Origin of the sequence: Actinomadura rifamycini DSM 43936, from assembly GCF_000425065.1 — a bacterium.
Classification (GTDB): domain Bacteria; phylum Actinomycetota; class Actinomycetes; order Streptosporangiales; family Streptosporangiaceae; genus Spirillospora; species Spirillospora rifamycini.
Map to the genome: position 1 here is coordinate 50,801 of NZ_AULB01000026.1, position 16,828 is coordinate 67,628.

The window sequence follows — 16,828 nt, forward strand, 5'->3', positions numbered from 1 at the left end:
AGCAACCAGTGGCGAAGGCCAAGTTCGAGCGGACCAAGCCGCACGTGAACATCGGCACCATTGGGCACATCGACCACGGTAAGACCACGCTTACCGCGGCGATCACCAAGGTGCTCCACGAGCAGTACCCCGACCTCAACCCCTTCACGCCGTTCGAGGACATCGACAAGGCGCCGGAGGAGCGCGAGCGCGGCATCACCATCTCGATCGCGCACGTCGAGTACCAGACCGAGTCCCGGCACTACGCCCACGTGGACTGCCCCGGTCACGCCGACTACGTGAAGAACATGATCACCGGTGCGGCGCAGATGGACGGCGCCATCCTGGTGGTCGCCGCGACCGACGGCCCGATGCCGCAGACCAAGGAGCACGTGCTGCTCGCCCGCCAGGTCGGCGTGCCCTACATCGTCGTCGCCCTGAACAAGTGCGACATGGTCGACGACGAGGAGATCCTGGAGCTCGTCGAGCTCGAGGTCCGCGAGCTGCTCTCCGAGTACGAGTTCCCGGGCGACGACCTGCCGGTCATCCGCGTGTCCGCCTTCCAGGCCCTCCAGGGCGAGGAGAAGTGGACGCAGTCGATCGTCGAGCTGATGACCGCGGTGGACGAGAACGTCCCCGAGCCGACCCGCGACATCGACAAGCCGTTCCTGATGCCGATCGAGGACGTCTTCTCGATCACCGGCCGCGGCACGGTCGTCACCGGCCGGATCGAGCGCGGCGTGATCAACGTCAACGAGGAAGTCGAGATCATCGGCATCAAGGAGGCCTCGTCCAAGACGACGGTCACCGGTGTCGAGATGTTCCGCAAGCTCCTCGACCAGGGCCAGGCGGGCGACAACGTCGGCCTCCTGCTCCGCGGCACCAAGCGCGAGGACGTCGAGCGCGGCCAGTGCGTCATCAAGCCGGGCACGACCACCCCGCACACCGAGTTCGAGGCGCAGGTCTACATCCTGTCCAAGGACGAGGGCGGCCGCCACACGCCGTTCTTCAACAACTACCGTCCGCAGTTCTACTTCCGGACCACGGACGTGACCGGCGTGGTGAACCTCCCCGAGGGCACCGAGATGGTCATGCCGAGCGACAACACCGAGATGCGCGTCGAGCTGATCCAGCCCGTCGCCATGGAGGAGGGCCTGAAGTTCGCCATCCGCGAGGGTGGCCGGACCGTCGGCTCCGGTCGCGTCACGAAGGTCATCAAGTAACACCCCTCGTCGATGCGGCGGCCCGGCCGCGCATGCCTGCCGGCCGGGCCGCCGCGTCACGACTCCTGAAGTAACAGCGGCACTACAGCAAAGGACACCGAGGCCACCATGGCGGGACAGAAGATCCGCATCCGGCTCAAGGCCTACGACCACGAGGTCATCGACACCTCCGCGAAGAAGATCGTTGAGACGGTGACGCGGACTGGCGCCAAGGTCGCGGGCCCGGTGCCGCTGCCGACCGAGAAGAACGTGTATTGCGTCATCCGCTCGCCGCACAAGTACAAGGACAGCCGCGAGCACTTCGAGATGCGCACGCACAAGCGGCTGATCGACATCATCGACCCGACGCCCAAGACGGTCGATTCGCTGATGCGCCTCGACCTTCCGGCCGGCGTTGACATCGAGATCAAGCTCTGAGGGACGCACCGAGAATGAGTACGCAGAGGAAGGGCGTCCTGGGCGAGAAGCTCGGCATGACCCAGGTCTTCGACGATGAGGGCCGGATCGTTCCGGTGACCGTCGTCCAGGCCGGGCCCTGTGTCGTCACCCAGCTCAAGACCCAGGAGAAGGACGGCTACACGGCGGTCCAGATCGGGTACGGGCAGATCGACCCGCGCAAGGTCAACAAGCCGCGGGCGGGGCACTTCGAGAAGGCCGGCGTCACGCCGCGCCGCTACCTCGTCGAGCTCCGGGGCGACACCGAGCTGGAACTCGGCCAGGAGATCACCGCCAGCGTCTTCGAGGCCGGCCAGAAGATCGACGTAACCGGCACGAGCAAGGGCAAGGGCACCGCCGGTGTCATGAAGCGCCACGGCTTCCGCGGCCTCGGCGCCTCGCACGGCACCCAGCGCAAGCACCGCTCGCCGGGTTCGATCGGCGGCTGCGCGACCCCCGGTCGCGTGTTCAAGGGCCTCCGCATGGCGGGACGGCACGGCAACGCCCGGACGACCGTGCAGAACCTGACCGTGCACGCCATCGACGAGGAGAAGGGCCTGCTGCTCATCAAGGGCGCGGTCCCCGGTCCCAACGGCGGCGTGGTCCTGGTCCGCGACGCAGTGAAGGGGACGGGCAAGTGACCTCCAAGCTCGACATCGACCTGCCCGCCGAGATCTTCGACGCCAAGACCAGCGTCCCGCTGATCCACCAGGTCGTGGTGGCGCAGGAGGCGGCCGCTCGGCAGGGCACCCACGCGACGAAGACCCGCGGCGACGTCCGCGGCGGTGGCAAGAAGCCGTACCGGCAGAAGGGCACCGGCCGCGCCCGCCAGGGCTCGACCCGCGCGCCCCAGTTCGCCGGCGGCGGCACCGTCCACGGCCCGCAGCCGCGCGACTACACGCAGCGGACGCCCAAGAAGATGAAGGCGGCCGCGCTGCGCGGCGCGCTGTCCGACCGCGCCCGCGCCGGCATGGTGCACGTGGTCGACCGCCTCGTCGAGGGCGACGCCCCGAAGACGAAGGCGGCGCTGACGGCGCTGCGCTCGGTCACCCAGGCCAAGCGCGTCCTGGTGGTCGTGGACCGCGAGGACGAGCTGACCTGGAAGAGCCTGCGCAACGAGCCGAGCGTCCACCTGCTCGTCTCCGACCAGCTCAACACCTACGACGTGCTGGTGAACGACGACGTCGTCTTCACGCAGAAGGCGTACGACGAGTTCATCTCGCGCGCGGCGAAGAAGTAAGGAGGGGGCAGGACATGGCGAAGATCGCCGACCCCCGCGACGTCATCATCGCGCCGGTCGTCTCGGAGAAGAGCTACGGGCTGCTGGACGAGAACAAGTACACGTTCATCGTCCGCCCGGACGCCAACAAGACGCAGATCAGGCAGGCCGTCGAGGAGGTGTTCAACGTCAAGGTGACGAACGTGAACACCCTCAACCGTTCGGGCAAGCGCAAGCGCACCCGGTACGGCTACGGCAAGCGCAAGGACACCAAGCGCGCCATCGTCAGCCTGGCCGAGGGCGAGCGGATCGACATCTTCGGCGGCACGGCCTAACAGGCCGGGGCCCCGAAGCAGACAAGGGATGAACGAAAAAGATGGGCATCCGTAACTACAAGCCGACCACTCCGGGTCGTCGCGGCTCCAGCGTGGCCGACTTCGTCGAGGTCACGCGCCGCGAGCCCGAGAAGTCGCTGCTGAAGCCGCTCCCGAAGAAGGGCGGCCGCAACAACCACGGCCGGATCACCACCCGGCACCAGGGCGGCGGGCACAAGCGCGCGTACCGCGTGATCGACTTCCGCCGGCACGACAAGGACGGCGTCCCGGCGAAGGTCGCGCACATCGAGTACGACCCGAACCGCACCGCGCGCATCGCGCTGCTGCACTACGCGGACGGCGAGAAGCGCTACATCCTCGCCCCCCGCGACCTGAAGCAGGGCGACCGGGTGGAGAACGGGCCGGGCTCCGACATCAAGCCGGGCAACTGCCTCCCGCTGCGCAACATCCCGACGGGTACCGTCATCCACGCCATCGAGCTCCGCCCCGGCGGCGGCGCCAAGCTGGCCCGCAGCGCGGGCGCGGGCGTCCAGCTGCTGGCCAAGGAGGGCAAGTACGCCACGCTGCGCATGCCCTCGGGCGAGATGCGGATGGTGGACGTGCGCTGCCGCGCGACGGTCGGCCAGGTCGGCAACGCCGAGCAGTCGAACATCAACTGGGGCAAGGCCGGCCGTATGCGGTGGAAGGGCAAGCGCCCGACCGTCCGCGGCGTGGCCATGAACCCGATCGACCACCCGCACGGTGGTGGTGAGGGCAAGACCTCCGGTGGCCGGCACCCGGTGAACCCGAAGGGCAAGAAGGAAGGCCGCACTCGCCAGGCGAACAAGTCGAGCGACCGGCTGATCGTCCGTCGTCGCAGCAAGAAGAAGCGGTAGGAGTCGCTCGTCATGCCACGTAGCCTCAAGAAGGGCCCCTTCGTGGACGACCACCTCATCAAGAAGGTGGAAGTCCAGAACGAGAAGGGCACCAAGAACGTCATCAAGACGTGGTCGCGGCGCTCCATGATCGTCCCGGACATGATCGGGCACACGATCGCCGTGCACGACGGGCGCAAGCACGTCCCGGTGTTCATCACCGACGCCATGGTGGGGCACAAGCTCGGCGAGTTCGCGCCGACGCGGACGTTCCGCAGCCACGTCAAGGAAGACCGCCGCAGCCGCCGAGGCTGAGCGGCAGAGCAGAGATCGTAGGAGAGAGGGACAGCGATGGAAGCCAGGGCCCAGGCGCGGTACATCCGTGTCACGCCCAGGAAGGCCCGCCGCGTGGTGGACCTCATCCGCGGCCTGCCCGCCGCGGAGGCTCAGGCGGTGCTGCGGTTCGCCCCCCAGGCTGCGAGTGAGCCGGTGGGCAAGGTGCTGGCGAGTGCCATCGCCAACGCCGAGCACAACTTCAAGCTCGACTCGGACACGCTGGTCGTCAGCCGTGCGTGGGTGGACGAGGGGCCGACGCTGAAGCGTTTCCGTCCCCGCGCCCAGGGCCGGGCTTACCGCATCAACAAGCGCACGAGTCACATCACCGTGGTCGTGGAGTCGCGCGACGAGGCTTCGGCCGGCGGCGGCGGTAAGAAGACGAGGAGGGCCCGGTAGTGGGTCAGAAGATCAACCCGCACGGGTTCCGTCTCGGCGTCACCACCGACCACAAGAGCGTGTGGTTCGCCGACAAGCTCTACAAGGACTACGTCAAGGAAGACGTCCAGATCCGGCGCATGCTGCAGAAGGGCATGGACCGGGCGGGCATCTCCAAGGTGGAGATCGAGCGGACCCGTGACCGTGTCGAGGTCAACATCCACACGGCGCGGCCGGGCATCGTCATCGGCCGCCGCGGCGCGGAGGCCGAGCGCCTCCGGGGCGACCTGGAGAAGCTGACCGGCAAGCAGGTGCGGCTGAACATCCTCGAGGTGAAGAACCCCGAGATCGACGCGCAGCTCGTCGCGCAGGGCGTGGCCGAGCAGCTGTCGAGCCGTGTCGCGTTCCGCCGCGCCATGCGCAAGGCGATCCAGTCCGCGATGAAGTCGGGCGCCAAGGGCATCAAGGTGCAGTGCGGCGGCCGTCTCGGCGGTGCGGAGATGTCGCGGTCGGAGTTCTACCGCGAGGGCCAGGTGCCGCTGCACACGCTGCGCGCCGACATCGACTACGGGTTCTACGAGGCCCGGACGACGTTCGGCCGCATCGGCGTGAAGGTGTGGATCTACAAGGGCGAGGCCGCGCAGACCCGCGCCGAGCGCGAGCAGCAGGCCGCCCAGCAGCGCGCCGCCGGCGGTGGCCGGGAGCGTCGCGAGCGTCGTGGCGGCGGCCGTGGCGGCCGCGGTGGCCGCGGCGGCGAGCGCGGTGGCGCGAACAAGCAGCAGCAGAGTTCCGAGCAGCCCGCCCAGGCGACCGAGGCTGCTCCGCAGGGTGAGGGGAGCTGAAGTAACCCATGCTGATCCCTCGCAAGGTCAAGCACCGCAAGCAGCACCACCCGAAGCGCCGGGGCATGGCCAAGGGCGGCACGCGGGTGACGTTCGGCGAGTACGGCATCCAGGCGGTCGAGGGCGCGTACGTCACGAACCGCCAGATCGAGGCCGCGCGTATCGCCATGACGCGTCACATCAAGCGCGGCGGCAAGGTCTGGATCAACATCTTCCCGGACCGCCCGCTGACCAAGAAGCCCGCCGAGACCCGCATGGGTTCCGGTAAGGGCTCGGTCGAGTGGTGGGTGGCCAACGTCAAGCCGGGGCGCGTGATGTTCGAGCTGTCCTACCCCAACGAGGAGGTCGCTCGGGCCGCGCTGATGCGCGCGATCCACAAGCTCCCGATGAAGTGCAAGATCGTGAAGCGAGAGGTGGGTGAGTCCTGATGGCCAAGGGTCTTACCGCCGAAGATCTGCGGACCGAGCCGGACGACGTCCTGGTCACCAAGCTCAAGGAGGCGAAGGAGGAGCTGTTCAACCTTCGCTTCCAGGCCGCCACCGGCCAGCTCGAGAGCCACGGGCGGCTGCGCACCGTGAAGCGCGAGATCGCTCGCATCTACACCGTGATGCGTGAGCGGGAGCTCGGCATCGTCACGGTCGAGGACGCCGTGGAGGGCAACGAATGACCGAGCAGACCAAGCAGCGGAACTCCCGCAAGGTGCTCGAGGGCCTCGTGGTCAGCGACAAGATGGACCGCACGGTCGTCGTGTCCGTCGAGGACCGCGTGAAGCACCCGAAGTACCACAAGGTGATCCGGCGGACGAAGAACTACAAGGCGCACGACGAGGCCAACGAGTGCGGCGTCGGCGACCGCGTCCGCCTCATGGAGACCCGCCCCCTGTCGGCCACCAAGCGCTGGCGCGTGGTGGAGATCCTCGAGAAGGCCAAGTAATTACCCGGTTCCACCAGGCTGCTCCGCGAAGCGAGCAGAACCGGTGTGACGAACAGGAGTCAACGTGATCCAGCAGGAGTCGCGACTCAAGGTCGCCGACAACACGGGTGCGAAGGAGATCCTTTGCATCCGGGTTCTCGGCGGCTCGGGTCGGCGCTACGCGGGAGTCGGCGACATCATCGTCGCGACGGTGAAGGACGCCCTTCCCGGCGCCGGCGTGAAGAAGGGGGATGTCGTCAAGGCGGTCATCGTGCGCACCCGCAAGGAGCGCCGGCGCCCGGACGGCTCCTACATCCGTTTCGACGAGAACGCGGCCGTCCTCATCAAGGACGGCGGCGACCCCCGGGGCACCCGTATCTTCGGCCCGGTGGGCCGTGAACTGCGCGAGAAGAAGTTCATGCGCATCATCTCGCTCGCGCCGGAGGTGCTGTGATGAAGATCCGCAAGGGCGACGAGGTCGTCGTCATCGCCGGCAAGGACAAGGGCGCGACGGGCAAGGTGCTGCGCGCCGACCCGGTCAGCGACCGGGTCGTCGTCGAGGGCGTCAACATCATCACCAAGAACATCAAGGCCGACGCGCAGCGGGCCGGCAAGGAGAGCGGCCGGGTCCAGGTCGAGGCTCCGATCCACGTCAGCAACGTCGCGCTCGTCGAGAAGGGCGAGCCCGTCCGGATCGGCTTCACGTTCGACGAGGACGGCAACAAGGTCCGGGTCACCCGCCCGCACAAGAGCCGCGCCAAGTCGGTCGGCAAGGGCGGTAAGGAGTCTGCTTCCGATGACTGAGACCGTGACCGAGCGTCCCGTTCCGCAGCCGCGGCTCAAGCTGCGCTACCGCGAGGAGATCGCGGGGCAGCTGCGCGAGCAGTTCGGCTACGAGAACGTCATGCAGATCCCGGGCCTGACCAAGATCGTGGTCAACATGGGCGTGGGCGACGCGGCGAAGGACGCCAAGCTGATCGAGGGCGCGATCCGCGACCTGTCGGCGATCACCGGCCAGAAGCCCGCCGTGAACCGGGCCCGCAAGTCCATCGCGCAGTTCAAGCTGCGCGAGGGCATGCCGATCGGCGCGCACGCCACGCTGCGCGGCGACCGCATGTGGGAGTTCCTGGACCGGCTCCTGGCCACGGCGCTGCCCCGTATCCGCGACTTCCGCGGCCTGTCGCCGAAGCAGTTCGACGGCAACGGGAACTACACCTTCGGGCTGACCGAGCAGGTCATGTTCCACGAGGTCGACCCCGACAAGATCGACCGTTCGCGGGGCATGGACATCACGGTCGTGACGACCGCGAAGACCGACGACGAGGGCCGGGCGCTGCTCAAGCTCCTGGGCTTCCCCTTCAAGGAGAGCTGAGCATGGCGAAGAAGTCGCTGATCGCCAAGGCGGCGCGGAAGCCGAAGTTCGGTGTGCGCGCGTACACTCGATGCTCGCGCTGCGGGCGTCCGCGCTCGGTCTACCGGAAGTTCGGCCTGTGCCGGATCTGCTTCCGGGAGATGGCCCACCGCGGCGAGCTGCCCGGCATCACCAAGTCCAGCTGGTGACCGCGTCCCCCTCTCCGCGAGGGGGAGCGGTGCCGGCGTGTAATAACCACCGGGCACCCCGCGGGGTGCCCTCGACCGCGCCAAAGGTCCACGGCCGCCGGGCCGAGGAAACCGTGGCGAGGAGGGCCAGCAGGCCATGACGATGACCGACCCGATCGCAGACATGTTGACGCGTCTGCGGAACGCGAATTCGGCGTACCACGACCAGGTGGCGATGCCGTACTCGAAGATCAAGGCGCACATCGCCGAGATCCTCCAGCAGGAGGGCTACATCTCGGGCTGGAGCGTGGAGGACGCCGAGGTCGGCAAGAAGCTCCTGATCGAGCTCAAGTTCGGCCCGACCCGTGAGCGTTCGATCGCCGGTATCAAGCGCGTCTCGAAGCCGGGTCTGCGCGTGTACGCGAAGAAGGACAACCTGCCGAAGGTCCTGGGCGGACTCGGCGTCGCGATCATCTCGACGTCGTCCGGTCTGATGACGGACCGGCAGGCCGGCAAGCGCGGCGTGGGCGGGGAAGTCCTCGCCTACGTGTGGTGAGGGGAGGAATCTAACAATGTCGCGAATCGGACGTTCCCCCATCACCGTGCCCGGCGGCGTCGACGTGAACATCGACGGCCGGTCGGTCACCGTCAAGGGGCCGAAGGGCACGCTCTCGCACACCGTCGCGGAGCCCATCGAGGTCAGCCTCGAGGACGGCGTCATCTCGGTCTCCCGGCCGAACGACATGCAGAAGGTCCGGGGCCTGCACGGCCTCACCCGGACGCTGATCAGCAACATGGTGGTCGGCGTCACGGACGGCTACAAGAAGACCCTCGTCATCCAGGGCGTCGGTTACCGTGTGGTGGCCAAGGGCAAGAACCTCGAGTTCTCGCTCGGCTACAGCCACCCGATCACGGTCGAGCCCCCGGAGGGCATCACCTTCACGGTGGAGAAGCCGACCCAGCTCACCGTCGAGGGCATCGACAAGCAGCTCGTCGGCGAGATCGCCGCCCGCATCCGCAAGCTGCGCAAGCCCGACCCGTACAAGGGCAAGGGCGTGCGTTACGAGGGCGAGCAGATCCGCCGCAAGGTCGGAAAGGCTGGTAAGTAGTCATGGCAGGCACCAAGACCCTGGCCGGGAAGGCCACGTCGGCGCGGGCGAAGTCCCGCAGGCGCCGGCACCTGCGGGTCCGCAAGAAGGTCGTGGGCAGCGCCGCGCGGCCGCGCCTGGTCGTGACCCGCTCCAACCAGCACGTGTTCGTCCAGGTCATCGACGACGCCAAGGGCCACACGCTGGCCAGCGCGTCGACGATGGAGGCGGACCTGCGCGCCGACTCGGGAGACAAGACGGCCAAGTCCCGCAAGGTCGGCGAGCTCGTCGCCGCCCGTGCGAAGGAGGCCGGCGTCTCCGCCGTCGTGTTCGACCGGGGCGGCAACAAGTACCACGGCCGCATCGCCGCTGTCGCGGACGGTGCGCGCGAGGGGGGCCTGCAGCTGTGACGGCCCTTGTGAAGGTCTGCACGACGAACGAGAAGAGGAACCACTGATGGCAGCGCAGAGGCGTGGTGGCGGTCAGGGTGGCGACCGTCGCGACGGCCGCCGCGACGACCGCCGCGGTGGCGCCGACAAGGGCCAGTCGTACATCGAGAAGGTCGTGGCGATCAACCGGGTCGCCAAGGTCGTCAAGGGCGGGCGTCGCTTCAGCTTCACCGCCCTCGTGATCGTCGGTGACGGCAACGGCACCGTCGGCGTCGGCTACGGCAAGGCCAAGGAGGTGCCGGCCGCGATCGCCAAGGGCGTCGAAGAGGCCAAGAAGCACTTCTTCAAGGTGCCGCGGATCCAGGGCACCATCCCGCACCTGGTGCAGGCGCGCGACGCCGCGGGCGAGGTCCTGCTGCGTCCGGCGAGCCCCGGTACCGGGGTCATCGCGGGCGGTCCGGTCCGCGCCGTCCTGGAGGCCGCCGGCATCCACGACGTGCTGAGCAAGTCGCTGGGCAGCGACAACGCGATCAACATCGTGCACGCGACGATCGCGGGCCTGAAGTCGCTGAAGCGTCCCGAGGAGATCGCGGCCAAGCGCGGCCTGCCGATCGAGGACGTCGCTCCGGCGGCCATGCTGCGGGCCCGCGCCGCGGGCAGCGAGCCCCGGGCGGAGGTCGCCTCGTCATGAGCCAGCTGAAGATCACGCAGAAGAAGTCCGTGATCAGCGAGAAGCAGAACCAGCGTGACACGCTGCGCACCCTCGGCCTGAAGAAGATCGGGCAGAGCGTGGTCCGCGAGGACCGCCCCGAGGTTCGCGGCATGATCCGGACGGTGGCCCACCTGGTCACCGTCGAGGAGGTCGACTGACCATGGCGGCTGATCTCGAGAAGAACGCCTCGGGTTCGGAGGGCGCGCCCCTGAAGCTGCACGACCTGCGTCCGGCCCCCGGCGCCAACCGCGCGAAGACCCGCAAGGGCCGCGGCGAGGCGTCCAAGGGCAAGACGGCCGGTCGCGGCACCAAGGGCACGAAGGCCCGCAGCACCGTTCCCGTCGGGTTCGAAGGCGGCCAGATGCCGCTGATCCGCCGGGTGCCGAAGCTCAAGGGCTTCAAGAACCCGAACCGGGTCGAGTTCCAGGTCGTGAACCTGGACAAGCTCGCCGCGCTCTACCCCGAGGGCGGCGAGGTCACGGCGGAGGACCTGGCGGCGAAGGGCGCGGTGCGCTCCGGCCGTCCGGTCAAGGTCCTCGGCACCGGCGACATCTCCGTCGCGGTCCAGGTGAAGGTGCACGCCTTCTCCGGTTCCGCGAAGGAGAAGATCGCCGCGGCCGGTGGCACCGCCGACGAGCTGTAAGAAGGAACACCTTCGATGCGGGGGCCGTCATCGCCTTTCGCCGCGGGCCTGGGGGTCCGGGCGCCGGGCGGGGCGGCCCCGTTCGCATCTGCTGTTAGAGTCACACCGGCGAGGCGGCTAACGTGAGCTTGGACACGGCGGTCCCCGCCGGATCGCAAGGACCTGTAACCGGCCCCTCGGCGGCCATGATTTCGTCAGTCGCGCAGGAGGAATGGTGCTGACCGCGTTCGCTCGGGCTTTCCGTACGCCTGACCTGCGTAAAAAACTGCTCTTCACGTTGTTCATCATCCTGATCTTCAGGCTGGGGTCCAACATCCCGACCCCGAACGTGAACGTGCAGGTGCTGCGAGAGACCGCCGACGCGGCCCGCGACAGCAGCCAGTTGTACGGCCTCGTCGACCTCTTCAGCGGCGGGGCGCTGCTGCAACTCTCGATCTTCGCGCTGGGCATCATGCCCTACATCACCGCGAGCATCATCCTGCAGCTGCTGACGGTGGTGATCCCGAAGCTGGAGGCCCTGAAGAAAGAGGGCCAGTCCGGCACCACGAAGATCACCCAGTACACCCGGTACCTGACGGTCGCGCTGGCGATCCTGCAGGGCACCGGCATCGTGGCGATGGCCAGCACCGGACAGCTCTTCCAGGGCATCTCCGGCAGCGGCGACATCCTCTACGACACCGGCATCTTCCCGATCATCACGATGGTCGTCGTGATGGTCGCGGGCACCACGGTGATCATGTGGCTCGGTGAGCTGATCACCGACCGCGGCGTCGGCAACGGCATGTCGATCCTGATCTTCACGCAGGTCGTCGCGGTCTTCCCCGCCCAGTTCTGGGGCATCTACAAGGCGCAGGGCGGCTTCGTCTTCGCGCTCGTCATCGCGGTCGGGCTGGCCATCATGGCCGGGGTCGTGTTCGTCGAGCAGGCCCAGCGCCGCATCCCCGTCCAGTACGCCAAGCGGATGGTGGGGCGCCGCATGTACGGCGGCACCTCGACGTACATCCCGCTGAAGGTGAACCAGGCCGGCATCATCCCGATCATCTTCGCCTCGTCGCTGCTGTACCTGCCGGTGCTGGCGACGCAGCTGTGGCCCGACACCAAGTGGCTGCAGGAGGCCCAGCCCTACCTCCAGCAGGACAACCCCTGGCACATGGCGGTGTTCTTCGCCTTCATCATCTTCTTCACGTACTTCTACGTCGCCATCACCTTCAACCCCACTGAAGTCGCCGACAACATGAAGAAGTATGGTGGTTTCATCCCAGGTATCCGTCCTGGCCGGCCCACCGCCGAGTACCTCGACTACGTGCTGACCCGGATCACCACACCCGGAGCGCTCTACCTGGGGGTCGTGTCCCTGATCCCGATGGTGGCGTTCGCACTCCTGAACGCCACGCAGCAGTTCGCCTTCGGGGGCGCGAGCATCCTGATCATCGTCGGCGTCGGACTGGATACCGTGAAGCAGATCGAGAGCAAACTCCAGCAGCATCACTACGAGGGCTTCCTCCGGTAGTGCGTATCGTCCTGGTGGGCCCCCCGGGAGCGGGCAAGGGGACGCAGGCCCAGTTCATCGCATCGCATCTGTCCATCCCGAAGATCTCGACAGGTGACATCTTCCGCGCCAACGTGAGCGGCGGCACCGAACTCGGCCGCAAGGCCAAAGAGTTCATGGACCGCGGCGACCTCGTCCCCGACGAGGTGACCATCGCGATGGTGCGCGACCGGCTGGCCGAGGACGACGCACGGCAGGGCTTCCTGCTGGACGGCTTCCCGCGCAACGTGCCGCAGGCCGAGACCCTCAAGAAGATCCTCGACGAGTTCGGCGTCCGGCTCGACATCGTGCTCGAGCTCGTCGTCGACGAGGAGGAGGTCGTCCGGCGGCTGTCGGGCCGGCGCACCTGCACCAAGTGCGGGAAGATCTGGCACGTCGACTTCGACGACAAGAAGGACGACATCTGCGACGACTGCGGCGGCCACCTGTTCCAGCGGGACGACGACAAAGAAGACGTCGTCCGGCACCGGCTCGAGGTCTACCAGGAACAGACCGCGCCCATCGTGCAGTTCTATGGAGACGAGGGCGTCCTGGTGCGCATCGATGCCACCGGCCCGGTCGATGAGGTCACCGCCCGCGCGCTGGACGCGCTCCGCCCGTCCGGGAAGTGACGGCGGAGGCGCCGGGCCGCGCGCGGCCGCACGATCGCCGGGATCGCACTCGCGGTCCCGGCGACGTCATTTTGGGAGAGGGATGTTCAGACGCAGGCCCGCGATCCAGGTCAAGACCGCCGAGCAGATCGAGCTGATGCGGGCCGCCGGCCTGCTGGTCGGCCGCACGCTCGAACTGCTCCGGGAGGCGGTCAAGCCGGGGATCACCACCCTCGACCTCGACACGCTCGCCGAGGAGCACATCCGCGACAACGGCGGCGTCCCGTCGTTCAAGGGCTACCACGGCTTCACCGGGACGATCTGCGCGTCCGTCAACGAGGAGATCGTGCACGGCATCCCGCGCGCCGGGAAGGTGCTGCACGAGGGCGACGTCATCTCGATCGACTGCGGCGCGATCGTCGAGGGCTGGCACGGCGACGCCGCGGTCACCGTCCCGGTCGGGGAGATCACCGACGACCTGAAGCGGCTGCTGGAGGTCACCGAGGCGTCCCTGTGGCACGGCCTGGCGGCCGGAGTCGCCGGGGCCAGGCTCACGGACATGTCGCACGCCGTCGAGTCGTACGTCCGCTCTCAGGGCCCGTACGGCATCGTCGAGGGGTATGGGGGGCACGGCATCGGGACCGAGATGCACATGGACCCGCTCATCCCGAACCACGGCGCGCCCGGGCACGGCCCGGTGCTGCGGCCCGGGATGTGCTTCGCCGTCGAGCCCATGGTGAACCTCGGGACGAAGCAGACCGTGGAACTCGACGACGGCTGGACCGTTGTCACCACCGACGGGCGCGCCTCGGCGCACTTCGAGCACACGTTCGCCGTCACGCCGGACGGGCCGCGCGTGCTCACCGCTCTTGACGAGGGCCGGGAGTGGTTCGCCAAGCTGGGAGCAGACACGCCTTGACACGCGCGGGCGCGTCGGGAGGGAGCTGACGTGGCGCCGAATCCGGACATGCGGGCGTCGGACGCCGACCGCGACCGGGTGGCCGCGAGCCTGCGCGAGCACTGCGCCGTCGGCCGCATCACCGTGGACGAGCTGCACGAGCGGCTGGAGGACGTCTACAGCGCCAGGACGCTCGGCCGGCTCGACGAGATCACCGCGGACCTCCCCGAGGAGGACCTCTACGAGCTGCCGGTGCCCGCCGCGCAGCCGAAGAGCACGGAACTGCCCGTCCGCCGCCCCTCGGGGCCGAGCGTCGAGCGCACCGCGTGGGCCGGGCTGGCGGCCGTCGGCGGGCTCAACTTCACCATCTGGCTGATCATCGGGGTGACGGCCGGGTTCGTGTACCCGTGGTGGATCTGGGTGGTGGGCCCGTGGGCCGCGGTCCTGCTGCTGCGGACGATCATGGGGTCGCGGGGCGACTGATCACTCGACGTCCATCAGCGGGCGGTAGTTGCCGGTGGGGACGAAGTGCGTCGTGGCCGAGCCGTGCTCGTCGACGAGGTGGATGGCGAACCCCGCGGGCTCCCCGGTGACCGCCGCCCGTCCGGGGTGCGTCAGGTCGAGGAACAGCTGCCGGTAGGTGCTCGGGCACGTCGTGCTCACCTTCCCGCCGACCGACCCCACCGACCCCCGGTGGACGTGCCCGGAGATCACGCGGACGATCTGCGGGTGCCGCTCGACGACCGCCGCGAACCCCGCGGGGTCCACGAACCGCATGTCGTCGATGAACCGGATGCCGATCGGGAACGGCGGGTGGTGCGTCGCGACGACCGTCGGCGTGTCGGGGGCCTCGGCGAGCGTCTCGTCCAGCCAGCGGAGCCGGTCCTCGTCGAGGTGCCCGTGCGGGTGCCCGTCCACCGTGGTGTCGCAGCAGATGAGGCGCGTCCCGGCGACGTCCACCGCGTACTGCAGCGGGGCCTGTGGAACGGTCCCGGTCGCCGCGACGGCGGGATGGTCCTTGAACACGGCGCGCAGCGCGTCGCGGTCGTCGTGGTTGCCGGGCATCGGGTAGACGGCCATCGGCAGCGGCGACAGCAGCGCGTGCAGGCGGGCGTACTCCGCGGGCAGCCCGCCGTCGGCCAGGTCGCCCGTGAGGACGACCGCGTCCGGCCGCGCCGGCAGCGTGAGCAGGCTGGACACGGCGGCCCGCAGCGCGCGCACCGGCCCCGAGCCGTCGTCCACCTCGCCGTCCCGCCCGGCCGCCAGGTGGATGTCGCTCAGCTGCGCGATGATCGCCATTGATCCTCCCCCTTGCAAGAAAACCACGGACCCGCGACCCGGGCGTCCGGAGGGGCCGCCGTCCGGCCGCGCCGCCGGGGGACCCGTTGCGGGACGATCTTGTCGTCAGCGGGCCGGGCTGTCGACTCGGCGAAATGAGAAGAAGATCACGGCCCGGTCTCGGCACCGTATCGGTGCTGTCCCCGGACCCTGAACGCCGCCTGGACGCCCCGCCCGCCGACCGCCGCGCCGGACGGGCGCACGCCCGGCCCGCGGGCGGGCGCGGGGCGTCACGCGACGTGGGGGATCACCAGGCTGAGGGCCGAGGTGACCTCTTCGGGGGTGGGGGCGACGTCGGGGACGACGTCGCGGAGGGCGAGCCAGCCGTTGATCGCCTGCACGGTGGGCTTGGCCTCGACGAGCTGCGGGTCGTCCAGGCCGTACCAGGCGGCGACCTTCGACCAGCGCCACAGCCGGTGCCCCGCCGAGGACATCTCCGACGCCGGGAAGCCGGTGGCGCCGCGCGCGCCGGTGATGGCGTGCCGGACGGAGTCGGCGGAGCGGCCGACGCGTTCGGCGATGTCGCGGATCGTCAGCAGCGGGTCGGCCTCGACCTGCAGGACGTGCAGGCCGGGGGCGCTCGTCTCGACGTGCTCGACGAGCTCCATGATGGCCGCGGCGAGGGTGGGGCCCTCCCACGTGCAGGACGCGTTGCCGGCGCGGTCGGCGTGCTGCGGCTCGGTGATGATGGACACCGTGACCGCGCCGTGCGTGCGGGCGAACAGGGGGTCCAGCTCCTCCTCGTAGAGGGGACGGCTGAGGATCAGCGCGAAGTCATAGCTCGGCATGCTGACCCTCCTCGTGCGTCTCTACTACTGAAAGGTACCAACGCCCTGGCAGGGTATGCTTGTGTTGGGAGCAGTCTCCGCAGCCGTATCATGCACGGATTTCGCATTCGGCGGGTCGGTGACGTAGACTCCCGTGTCGGTCCGTCGTCGGCCGCCCGATTCCCCTGTTCTCGGCGTTGATTCGCCGTGGCGCCCGCCATGCGGGCCAGGATCGCATCGAAGGGCGCGTCGGACCGTCGTCCAATGAGCCGATCAGTGAAGCGCGGAGGACATGCCCAAGAAAGAAGGGGCCATCGAGATCGAGGGCACCGTCATCGAGTCGCTGCCCAACGCCATGTTCAAGGTGGAGCTCGACAACGGGCACAAGGTGCTCGCCCACATCAGCGGCAAGATGCGGATGCACTACATCCGGATCCTGCCGGACGACCGCGTCGTTGTGGAGCTGAGCCCCTACGACCTCACGCGCGGTCGGATCGTCTACCGGTACAAGTGAACGCGCGCCGCGGCGTCCCTCCCGGACGTCCCGCGGCGCCCACTCACTGAGGTTGCCTCTCTCGCGCGTGGCGGTGCGGGGGTGACCCTAAGCCTTAGGAGACCCAGTGAAGGTCAAGCCGAGCGTCAAGAAGATCTGCAAGAACTGCCGCGTCATCCGCCGGCACGGCCGGGTCATGGTGATCTGCTCCGACCCGCGCCACAAGCAGCGTCAGGGCTGACGGCCGCGAGGCCGGACGACCCGCCAGACAAGCGCATCGCAGTCTTCGCACGTTCAGCCGTACGTCCCGCC

The 16,828-nt window shown here is 68.7% G+C and carries 30 protein-coding genes; 28 read left to right on the top strand and 2 right to left on the bottom strand.

What is annotated here, in order from left to right; translation table 11 throughout:
• Window positions 1-8: 8 nt before the first annotated feature.
• The 26 genes from tuf (at window position 9) to H505_RS0124340 (ending at window position 14,401) form a co-directional block, all read left to right on the top strand.
• Window positions 9-1,202: an elongation factor Tu gene (gene tuf / locus H505_RS0124215; RefSeq protein ID WP_026404047.1), complete on the top strand. Its 1,194-nt coding sequence runs from the start codon at window positions 9-11 to the stop codon at window positions 1,200-1,202.
• 108 nt (window positions 1,203-1,310) lie between these two features.
• A complete protein-coding gene (gene rpsJ / locus H505_RS0124220; protein ID WP_018657599.1) occupies window positions 1,311-1,619 on the top strand; it encodes a 30S ribosomal protein S10 in 309 nt (102 codons plus the stop codon).
• Between the two features lie 14 nt (window positions 1,620-1,633).
• Window positions 1,634-2,278, top strand: a complete 645-nt coding sequence (rplC, locus tag H505_RS0124225) for a 50S ribosomal protein L3 (RefSeq protein WP_026404048.1) — start codon at window positions 1,634-1,636, stop codon at window positions 2,276-2,278.
• Window positions 2,275-2,877 carry a 50S ribosomal protein L4 gene (gene rplD, locus H505_RS0124230; RefSeq protein ID WP_026404049.1) on the top strand — a complete coding sequence of 201 codons (603 nt, stop codon included), beginning with the start codon at window positions 2,275-2,277 and terminating at the stop codon, window positions 2,875-2,877. The genes rplC and rplD overlap by 4 nt, the downstream gene beginning before the upstream one ends.
• A 14-nt stretch (window positions 2,878-2,891) precedes the next feature.
• Window positions 2,892-3,191: a 50S ribosomal protein L23 gene (rplW, locus tag H505_RS0124235; protein WP_026404050.1), complete on the top strand. Its 300-nt coding sequence runs from the start codon at window positions 2,892-2,894 to the stop codon at window positions 3,189-3,191.
• Window positions 3,192-3,232: 41 nt separating this feature from the next.
• Window positions 3,233-4,066 (top strand): 50S ribosomal protein L2, encoded by an 834-nt coding sequence (gene rplB / locus H505_RS0124240; protein ID WP_026404051.1) that lies wholly within the window; start codon window positions 3,233-3,235, stop codon window positions 4,064-4,066.
• Between the two features lie 12 nt (window positions 4,067-4,078).
• A complete protein-coding gene (gene rpsS, locus H505_RS0124245; protein WP_026404052.1) occupies window positions 4,079-4,360 on the top strand; it encodes a 30S ribosomal protein S19 in 282 nt (93 codons plus the stop codon).
• A gap of 36 nt (window positions 4,361-4,396) precedes the next feature.
• On the top strand, window positions 4,397-4,777 hold the full coding sequence (rplV, locus tag H505_RS0124250; protein WP_026404053.1) for a 50S ribosomal protein L22: 381 nt from the start codon (window positions 4,397-4,399) through the stop codon (window positions 4,775-4,777).
• A complete protein-coding gene (gene rpsC / locus H505_RS0124255) occupies window positions 4,777-5,598 on the top strand; it encodes a 30S ribosomal protein S3 (RefSeq protein ID WP_026404054.1) in 822 nt (273 codons plus the stop codon). The genes rplV and rpsC overlap by 1 nt, the downstream gene beginning before the upstream one ends.
• An 8-nt stretch (window positions 5,599-5,606) precedes the next feature.
• A complete protein-coding gene (rplP, locus tag H505_RS0124260) occupies window positions 5,607-6,026 on the top strand; it encodes a 50S ribosomal protein L16 (protein ID WP_026404055.1) in 420 nt (139 codons plus the stop codon).
• Window positions 6,026-6,265, top strand: coding sequence for a 50S ribosomal protein L29 (rpmC, locus tag H505_RS0124265; protein WP_026404056.1), 240 nt, complete (start codon window positions 6,026-6,028; stop codon window positions 6,263-6,265). The genes rplP and rpmC overlap by 1 nt, the downstream gene beginning before the upstream one ends.
• Window positions 6,262-6,531: a 30S ribosomal protein S17 gene (gene rpsQ / locus H505_RS0124270; protein ID WP_026404057.1), complete on the top strand. Its 270-nt coding sequence runs from the start codon at window positions 6,262-6,264 to the stop codon at window positions 6,529-6,531. The genes rpmC and rpsQ overlap by 4 nt, the downstream gene beginning before the upstream one ends.
• A 64-nt stretch (window positions 6,532-6,595) precedes the next feature.
• Window positions 6,596-6,964, top strand: a complete 369-nt coding sequence (gene rplN / locus H505_RS0124275; RefSeq protein ID WP_026404058.1) for a 50S ribosomal protein L14 — start codon at window positions 6,596-6,598, stop codon at window positions 6,962-6,964.
• Window positions 6,964-7,314, top strand: a complete 351-nt coding sequence (rplX, locus tag H505_RS44050; protein WP_084550729.1) for a 50S ribosomal protein L24 — start codon at window positions 6,964-6,966, stop codon at window positions 7,312-7,314. The genes rplN and rplX overlap by 1 nt, the downstream gene beginning before the upstream one ends.
• Window positions 7,307-7,882 (top strand): 50S ribosomal protein L5, encoded by a 576-nt coding sequence (gene rplE, locus H505_RS0124285; RefSeq protein WP_051301106.1) that lies wholly within the window; start codon window positions 7,307-7,309, stop codon window positions 7,880-7,882. Before rplX ends, rplE begins: the two co-directional genes overlap by 8 nt.
• Before the next feature lie 2 nt (window positions 7,883-7,884).
• Entirely contained in the window at window positions 7,885-8,070 is a 186-nt protein-coding gene (locus tag H505_RS0124290) for a type Z 30S ribosomal protein S14 (protein ID WP_019632606.1), read from the top strand.
• Window positions 8,071-8,206: 136 nt separating this feature from the next.
• Window positions 8,207-8,605 carry a 30S ribosomal protein S8 gene (gene rpsH / locus H505_RS0124295; protein ID WP_026404060.1) on the top strand — a complete coding sequence of 133 codons (399 nt, stop codon included), beginning with the start codon at window positions 8,207-8,209 and terminating at the stop codon, window positions 8,603-8,605.
• Between the two features lie 16 nt (window positions 8,606-8,621).
• Complete coding sequence (gene rplF, locus H505_RS0124300; protein WP_026404061.1) at window positions 8,622-9,158, top strand: 50S ribosomal protein L6; 537 nt, start codon at window positions 8,622-8,624, stop codon at window positions 9,156-9,158.
• A gap of 2 nt (window positions 9,159-9,160) precedes the next feature.
• Window positions 9,161-9,547, top strand: a complete 387-nt coding sequence (rplR, locus tag H505_RS0124305) for a 50S ribosomal protein L18 (RefSeq protein ID WP_026404062.1) — start codon at window positions 9,161-9,163, stop codon at window positions 9,545-9,547.
• 43 nt (window positions 9,548-9,590) lie between these two features.
• Entirely contained in the window at window positions 9,591-10,217 is a 627-nt protein-coding gene (gene rpsE / locus H505_RS0124310) for a 30S ribosomal protein S5 (protein ID WP_125618398.1), read from the top strand.
• Complete coding sequence (rpmD, locus tag H505_RS0124315) at window positions 10,214-10,396, top strand: 50S ribosomal protein L30 (RefSeq protein ID WP_026404064.1); 183 nt, start codon at window positions 10,214-10,216, stop codon at window positions 10,394-10,396. Before rpsE ends, rpmD begins: the two co-directional genes overlap by 4 nt.
• A 2-nt stretch (window positions 10,397-10,398) precedes the next feature.
• Window positions 10,399-10,881 (top strand): 50S ribosomal protein L15, encoded by a 483-nt coding sequence (gene rplO / locus H505_RS0124320; protein WP_034519599.1) that lies wholly within the window; start codon window positions 10,399-10,401, stop codon window positions 10,879-10,881.
• A 214-nt stretch (window positions 10,882-11,095) separates the two neighbouring features.
• The gene (gene secY / locus H505_RS0124325; RefSeq protein ID WP_026404066.1) at window positions 11,096-12,391 is read left to right on the top strand and encodes a preprotein translocase subunit SecY; all 1,296 of its coding nucleotides are present in this window, start codon (window positions 11,096-11,098) and stop codon (window positions 12,389-12,391) included.
• Complete coding sequence (locus tag H505_RS0124330) at window positions 12,391-13,041, top strand: adenylate kinase (protein WP_026404067.1); 651 nt, start codon at window positions 12,391-12,393, stop codon at window positions 13,039-13,041. The genes secY and H505_RS0124330 overlap by 1 nt, the downstream gene beginning before the upstream one ends.
• 82 nt (window positions 13,042-13,123) lie before the next feature.
• The gene (map, locus tag H505_RS0124335; protein WP_026404068.1) at window positions 13,124-13,939 is read left to right on the top strand and encodes a type I methionyl aminopeptidase; all 816 of its coding nucleotides are present in this window, start codon (window positions 13,124-13,126) and stop codon (window positions 13,937-13,939) included.
• A 30-nt stretch (window positions 13,940-13,969) separates the two neighbouring features.
• Entirely contained in the window at window positions 13,970-14,401 is a 432-nt protein-coding gene (locus tag H505_RS0124340) for a DUF1707 SHOCT-like domain-containing protein (RefSeq protein ID WP_026404069.1), read from the top strand.
• Here H505_RS0124340 and H505_RS0124345 read toward each other — a convergent pair whose 3' ends face one another.
• Both H505_RS0124345 and H505_RS0124350 read right to left on the bottom strand, forming a co-directional pair.
• Window positions 14,402-15,217 (bottom strand): phosphodiesterase, encoded by an 816-nt coding sequence (locus H505_RS0124345; protein WP_026404070.1) that lies wholly within the window; start codon window positions 15,215-15,217, stop codon window positions 14,402-14,404.
• Between the two features lie 269 nt (window positions 15,218-15,486).
• Window positions 15,487-16,044 carry a hypothetical protein gene (locus H505_RS0124350; protein ID WP_026404071.1) on the bottom strand — a complete coding sequence of 186 codons (558 nt, stop codon included), beginning with the start codon at window positions 16,042-16,044 and terminating at the stop codon, window positions 15,487-15,489.
• Between the two features lie 271 nt (window positions 16,045-16,315).
• Between H505_RS0124350 and infA the strand changes: the two genes are divergently transcribed.
• Together infA and rpmJ are read left to right on the top strand one after the other, a co-directional pair.
• On the top strand, window positions 16,316-16,537 hold the full coding sequence (gene infA, locus H505_RS44055) for a translation initiation factor IF-1 (protein WP_034519601.1): 222 nt from the start codon (window positions 16,316-16,318) through the stop codon (window positions 16,535-16,537).
• Window positions 16,538-16,643: 106 nt separating this feature from the next.
• A complete protein-coding gene (gene rpmJ, locus H505_RS0124360; RefSeq protein ID WP_026404072.1) occupies window positions 16,644-16,757 on the top strand; it encodes a 50S ribosomal protein L36 in 114 nt (37 codons plus the stop codon).
• The last annotated feature ends 71 nt before the right edge of the window (window positions 16,758-16,828 follow it).

Excerpts from the sequence above, each read along its gene's own strand:
- rpmD (WP_026404064.1), top strand. The coding sequence starts at position 10,214 with ATGAGCCAGCTGAAGATCACGCAGAAGAAGTCCGTGATCAGCGAGAAG.
- rplX (WP_084550729.1), top strand. The coding sequence starts at position 6,964 with ATGAAGATCCGCAAGGGCGACGAGGTCGTCGTCATCGCCGGCAAGGAC.
- rplP (WP_026404055.1), top strand. The coding sequence starts at position 5,607 with ATGCTGATCCCTCGCAAGGTCAAGCACCGCAAGCAGCACCACCCGAAG.
- rpsH (WP_026404060.1), top strand. The coding sequence starts at position 8,207 with ATGACGATGACCGACCCGATCGCAGACATGTTGACGCGTCTGCGGAAC.
- map (WP_026404068.1), top strand. The coding sequence starts at position 13,124 with ATGTTCAGACGCAGGCCCGCGATCCAGGTCAAGACCGCCGAGCAGATC.
- rplO (WP_034519599.1), top strand. The coding sequence starts at position 10,399 with ATGGCGGCTGATCTCGAGAAGAACGCCTCGGGTTCGGAGGGCGCGCCC.
- rplE (WP_051301106.1), top strand. The coding sequence starts at position 7,307 with ATGACTGAGACCGTGACCGAGCGTCCCGTTCCGCAGCCGCGGCTCAAG.
- rplB (WP_026404051.1), top strand. The coding sequence starts at position 3,233 with ATGGGCATCCGTAACTACAAGCCGACCACTCCGGGTCGTCGCGGCTCC.
- H505_RS0124290 (WP_019632606.1), top strand. The coding sequence starts at position 7,885 with ATGGCGAAGAAGTCGCTGATCGCCAAGGCGGCGCGGAAGCCGAAGTTC.
- rpsQ (WP_026404057.1), top strand. The coding sequence starts at position 6,262 with ATGACCGAGCAGACCAAGCAGCGGAACTCCCGCAAGGTGCTCGAGGGC.
- rplF (WP_026404061.1), top strand. The coding sequence starts at position 8,622 with ATGTCGCGAATCGGACGTTCCCCCATCACCGTGCCCGGCGGCGTCGAC.
- rpsJ (WP_018657599.1), top strand. The coding sequence starts at position 1,311 with ATGGCGGGACAGAAGATCCGCATCCGGCTCAAGGCCTACGACCACGAG.
- H505_RS0124350 (WP_026404071.1), bottom strand. The coding sequence starts at position 16,044 with ATGCCGAGCTATGACTTCGCGCTGATCCTCAGCCGTCCCCTCTACGAG.
- H505_RS0124345 (WP_026404070.1), bottom strand. The coding sequence starts at position 15,217 with ATGGCGATCATCGCGCAGCTGAGCGACATCCACCTGGCGGCCGGGCGG.
- infA (WP_034519601.1), top strand. The coding sequence starts at position 16,316 with ATGCCCAAGAAAGAAGGGGCCATCGAGATCGAGGGCACCGTCATCGAG.
- rpsS (WP_026404052.1), top strand. The coding sequence starts at position 4,079 with ATGCCACGTAGCCTCAAGAAGGGCCCCTTCGTGGACGACCACCTCATC.
- rplV (WP_026404053.1), top strand. The coding sequence starts at position 4,397 with ATGGAAGCCAGGGCCCAGGCGCGGTACATCCGTGTCACGCCCAGGAAG.
- rpmC (WP_026404056.1), top strand. The coding sequence starts at position 6,026 with ATGGCCAAGGGTCTTACCGCCGAAGATCTGCGGACCGAGCCGGACGAC.
- rplR (WP_026404062.1), top strand. The coding sequence starts at position 9,161 with ATGGCAGGCACCAAGACCCTGGCCGGGAAGGCCACGTCGGCGCGGGCG.
- rplW (WP_026404050.1), top strand. The coding sequence starts at position 2,892 with ATGGCGAAGATCGCCGACCCCCGCGACGTCATCATCGCGCCGGTCGTC.
- rplC (WP_026404048.1), top strand. The coding sequence starts at position 1,634 with ATGAGTACGCAGAGGAAGGGCGTCCTGGGCGAGAAGCTCGGCATGACC.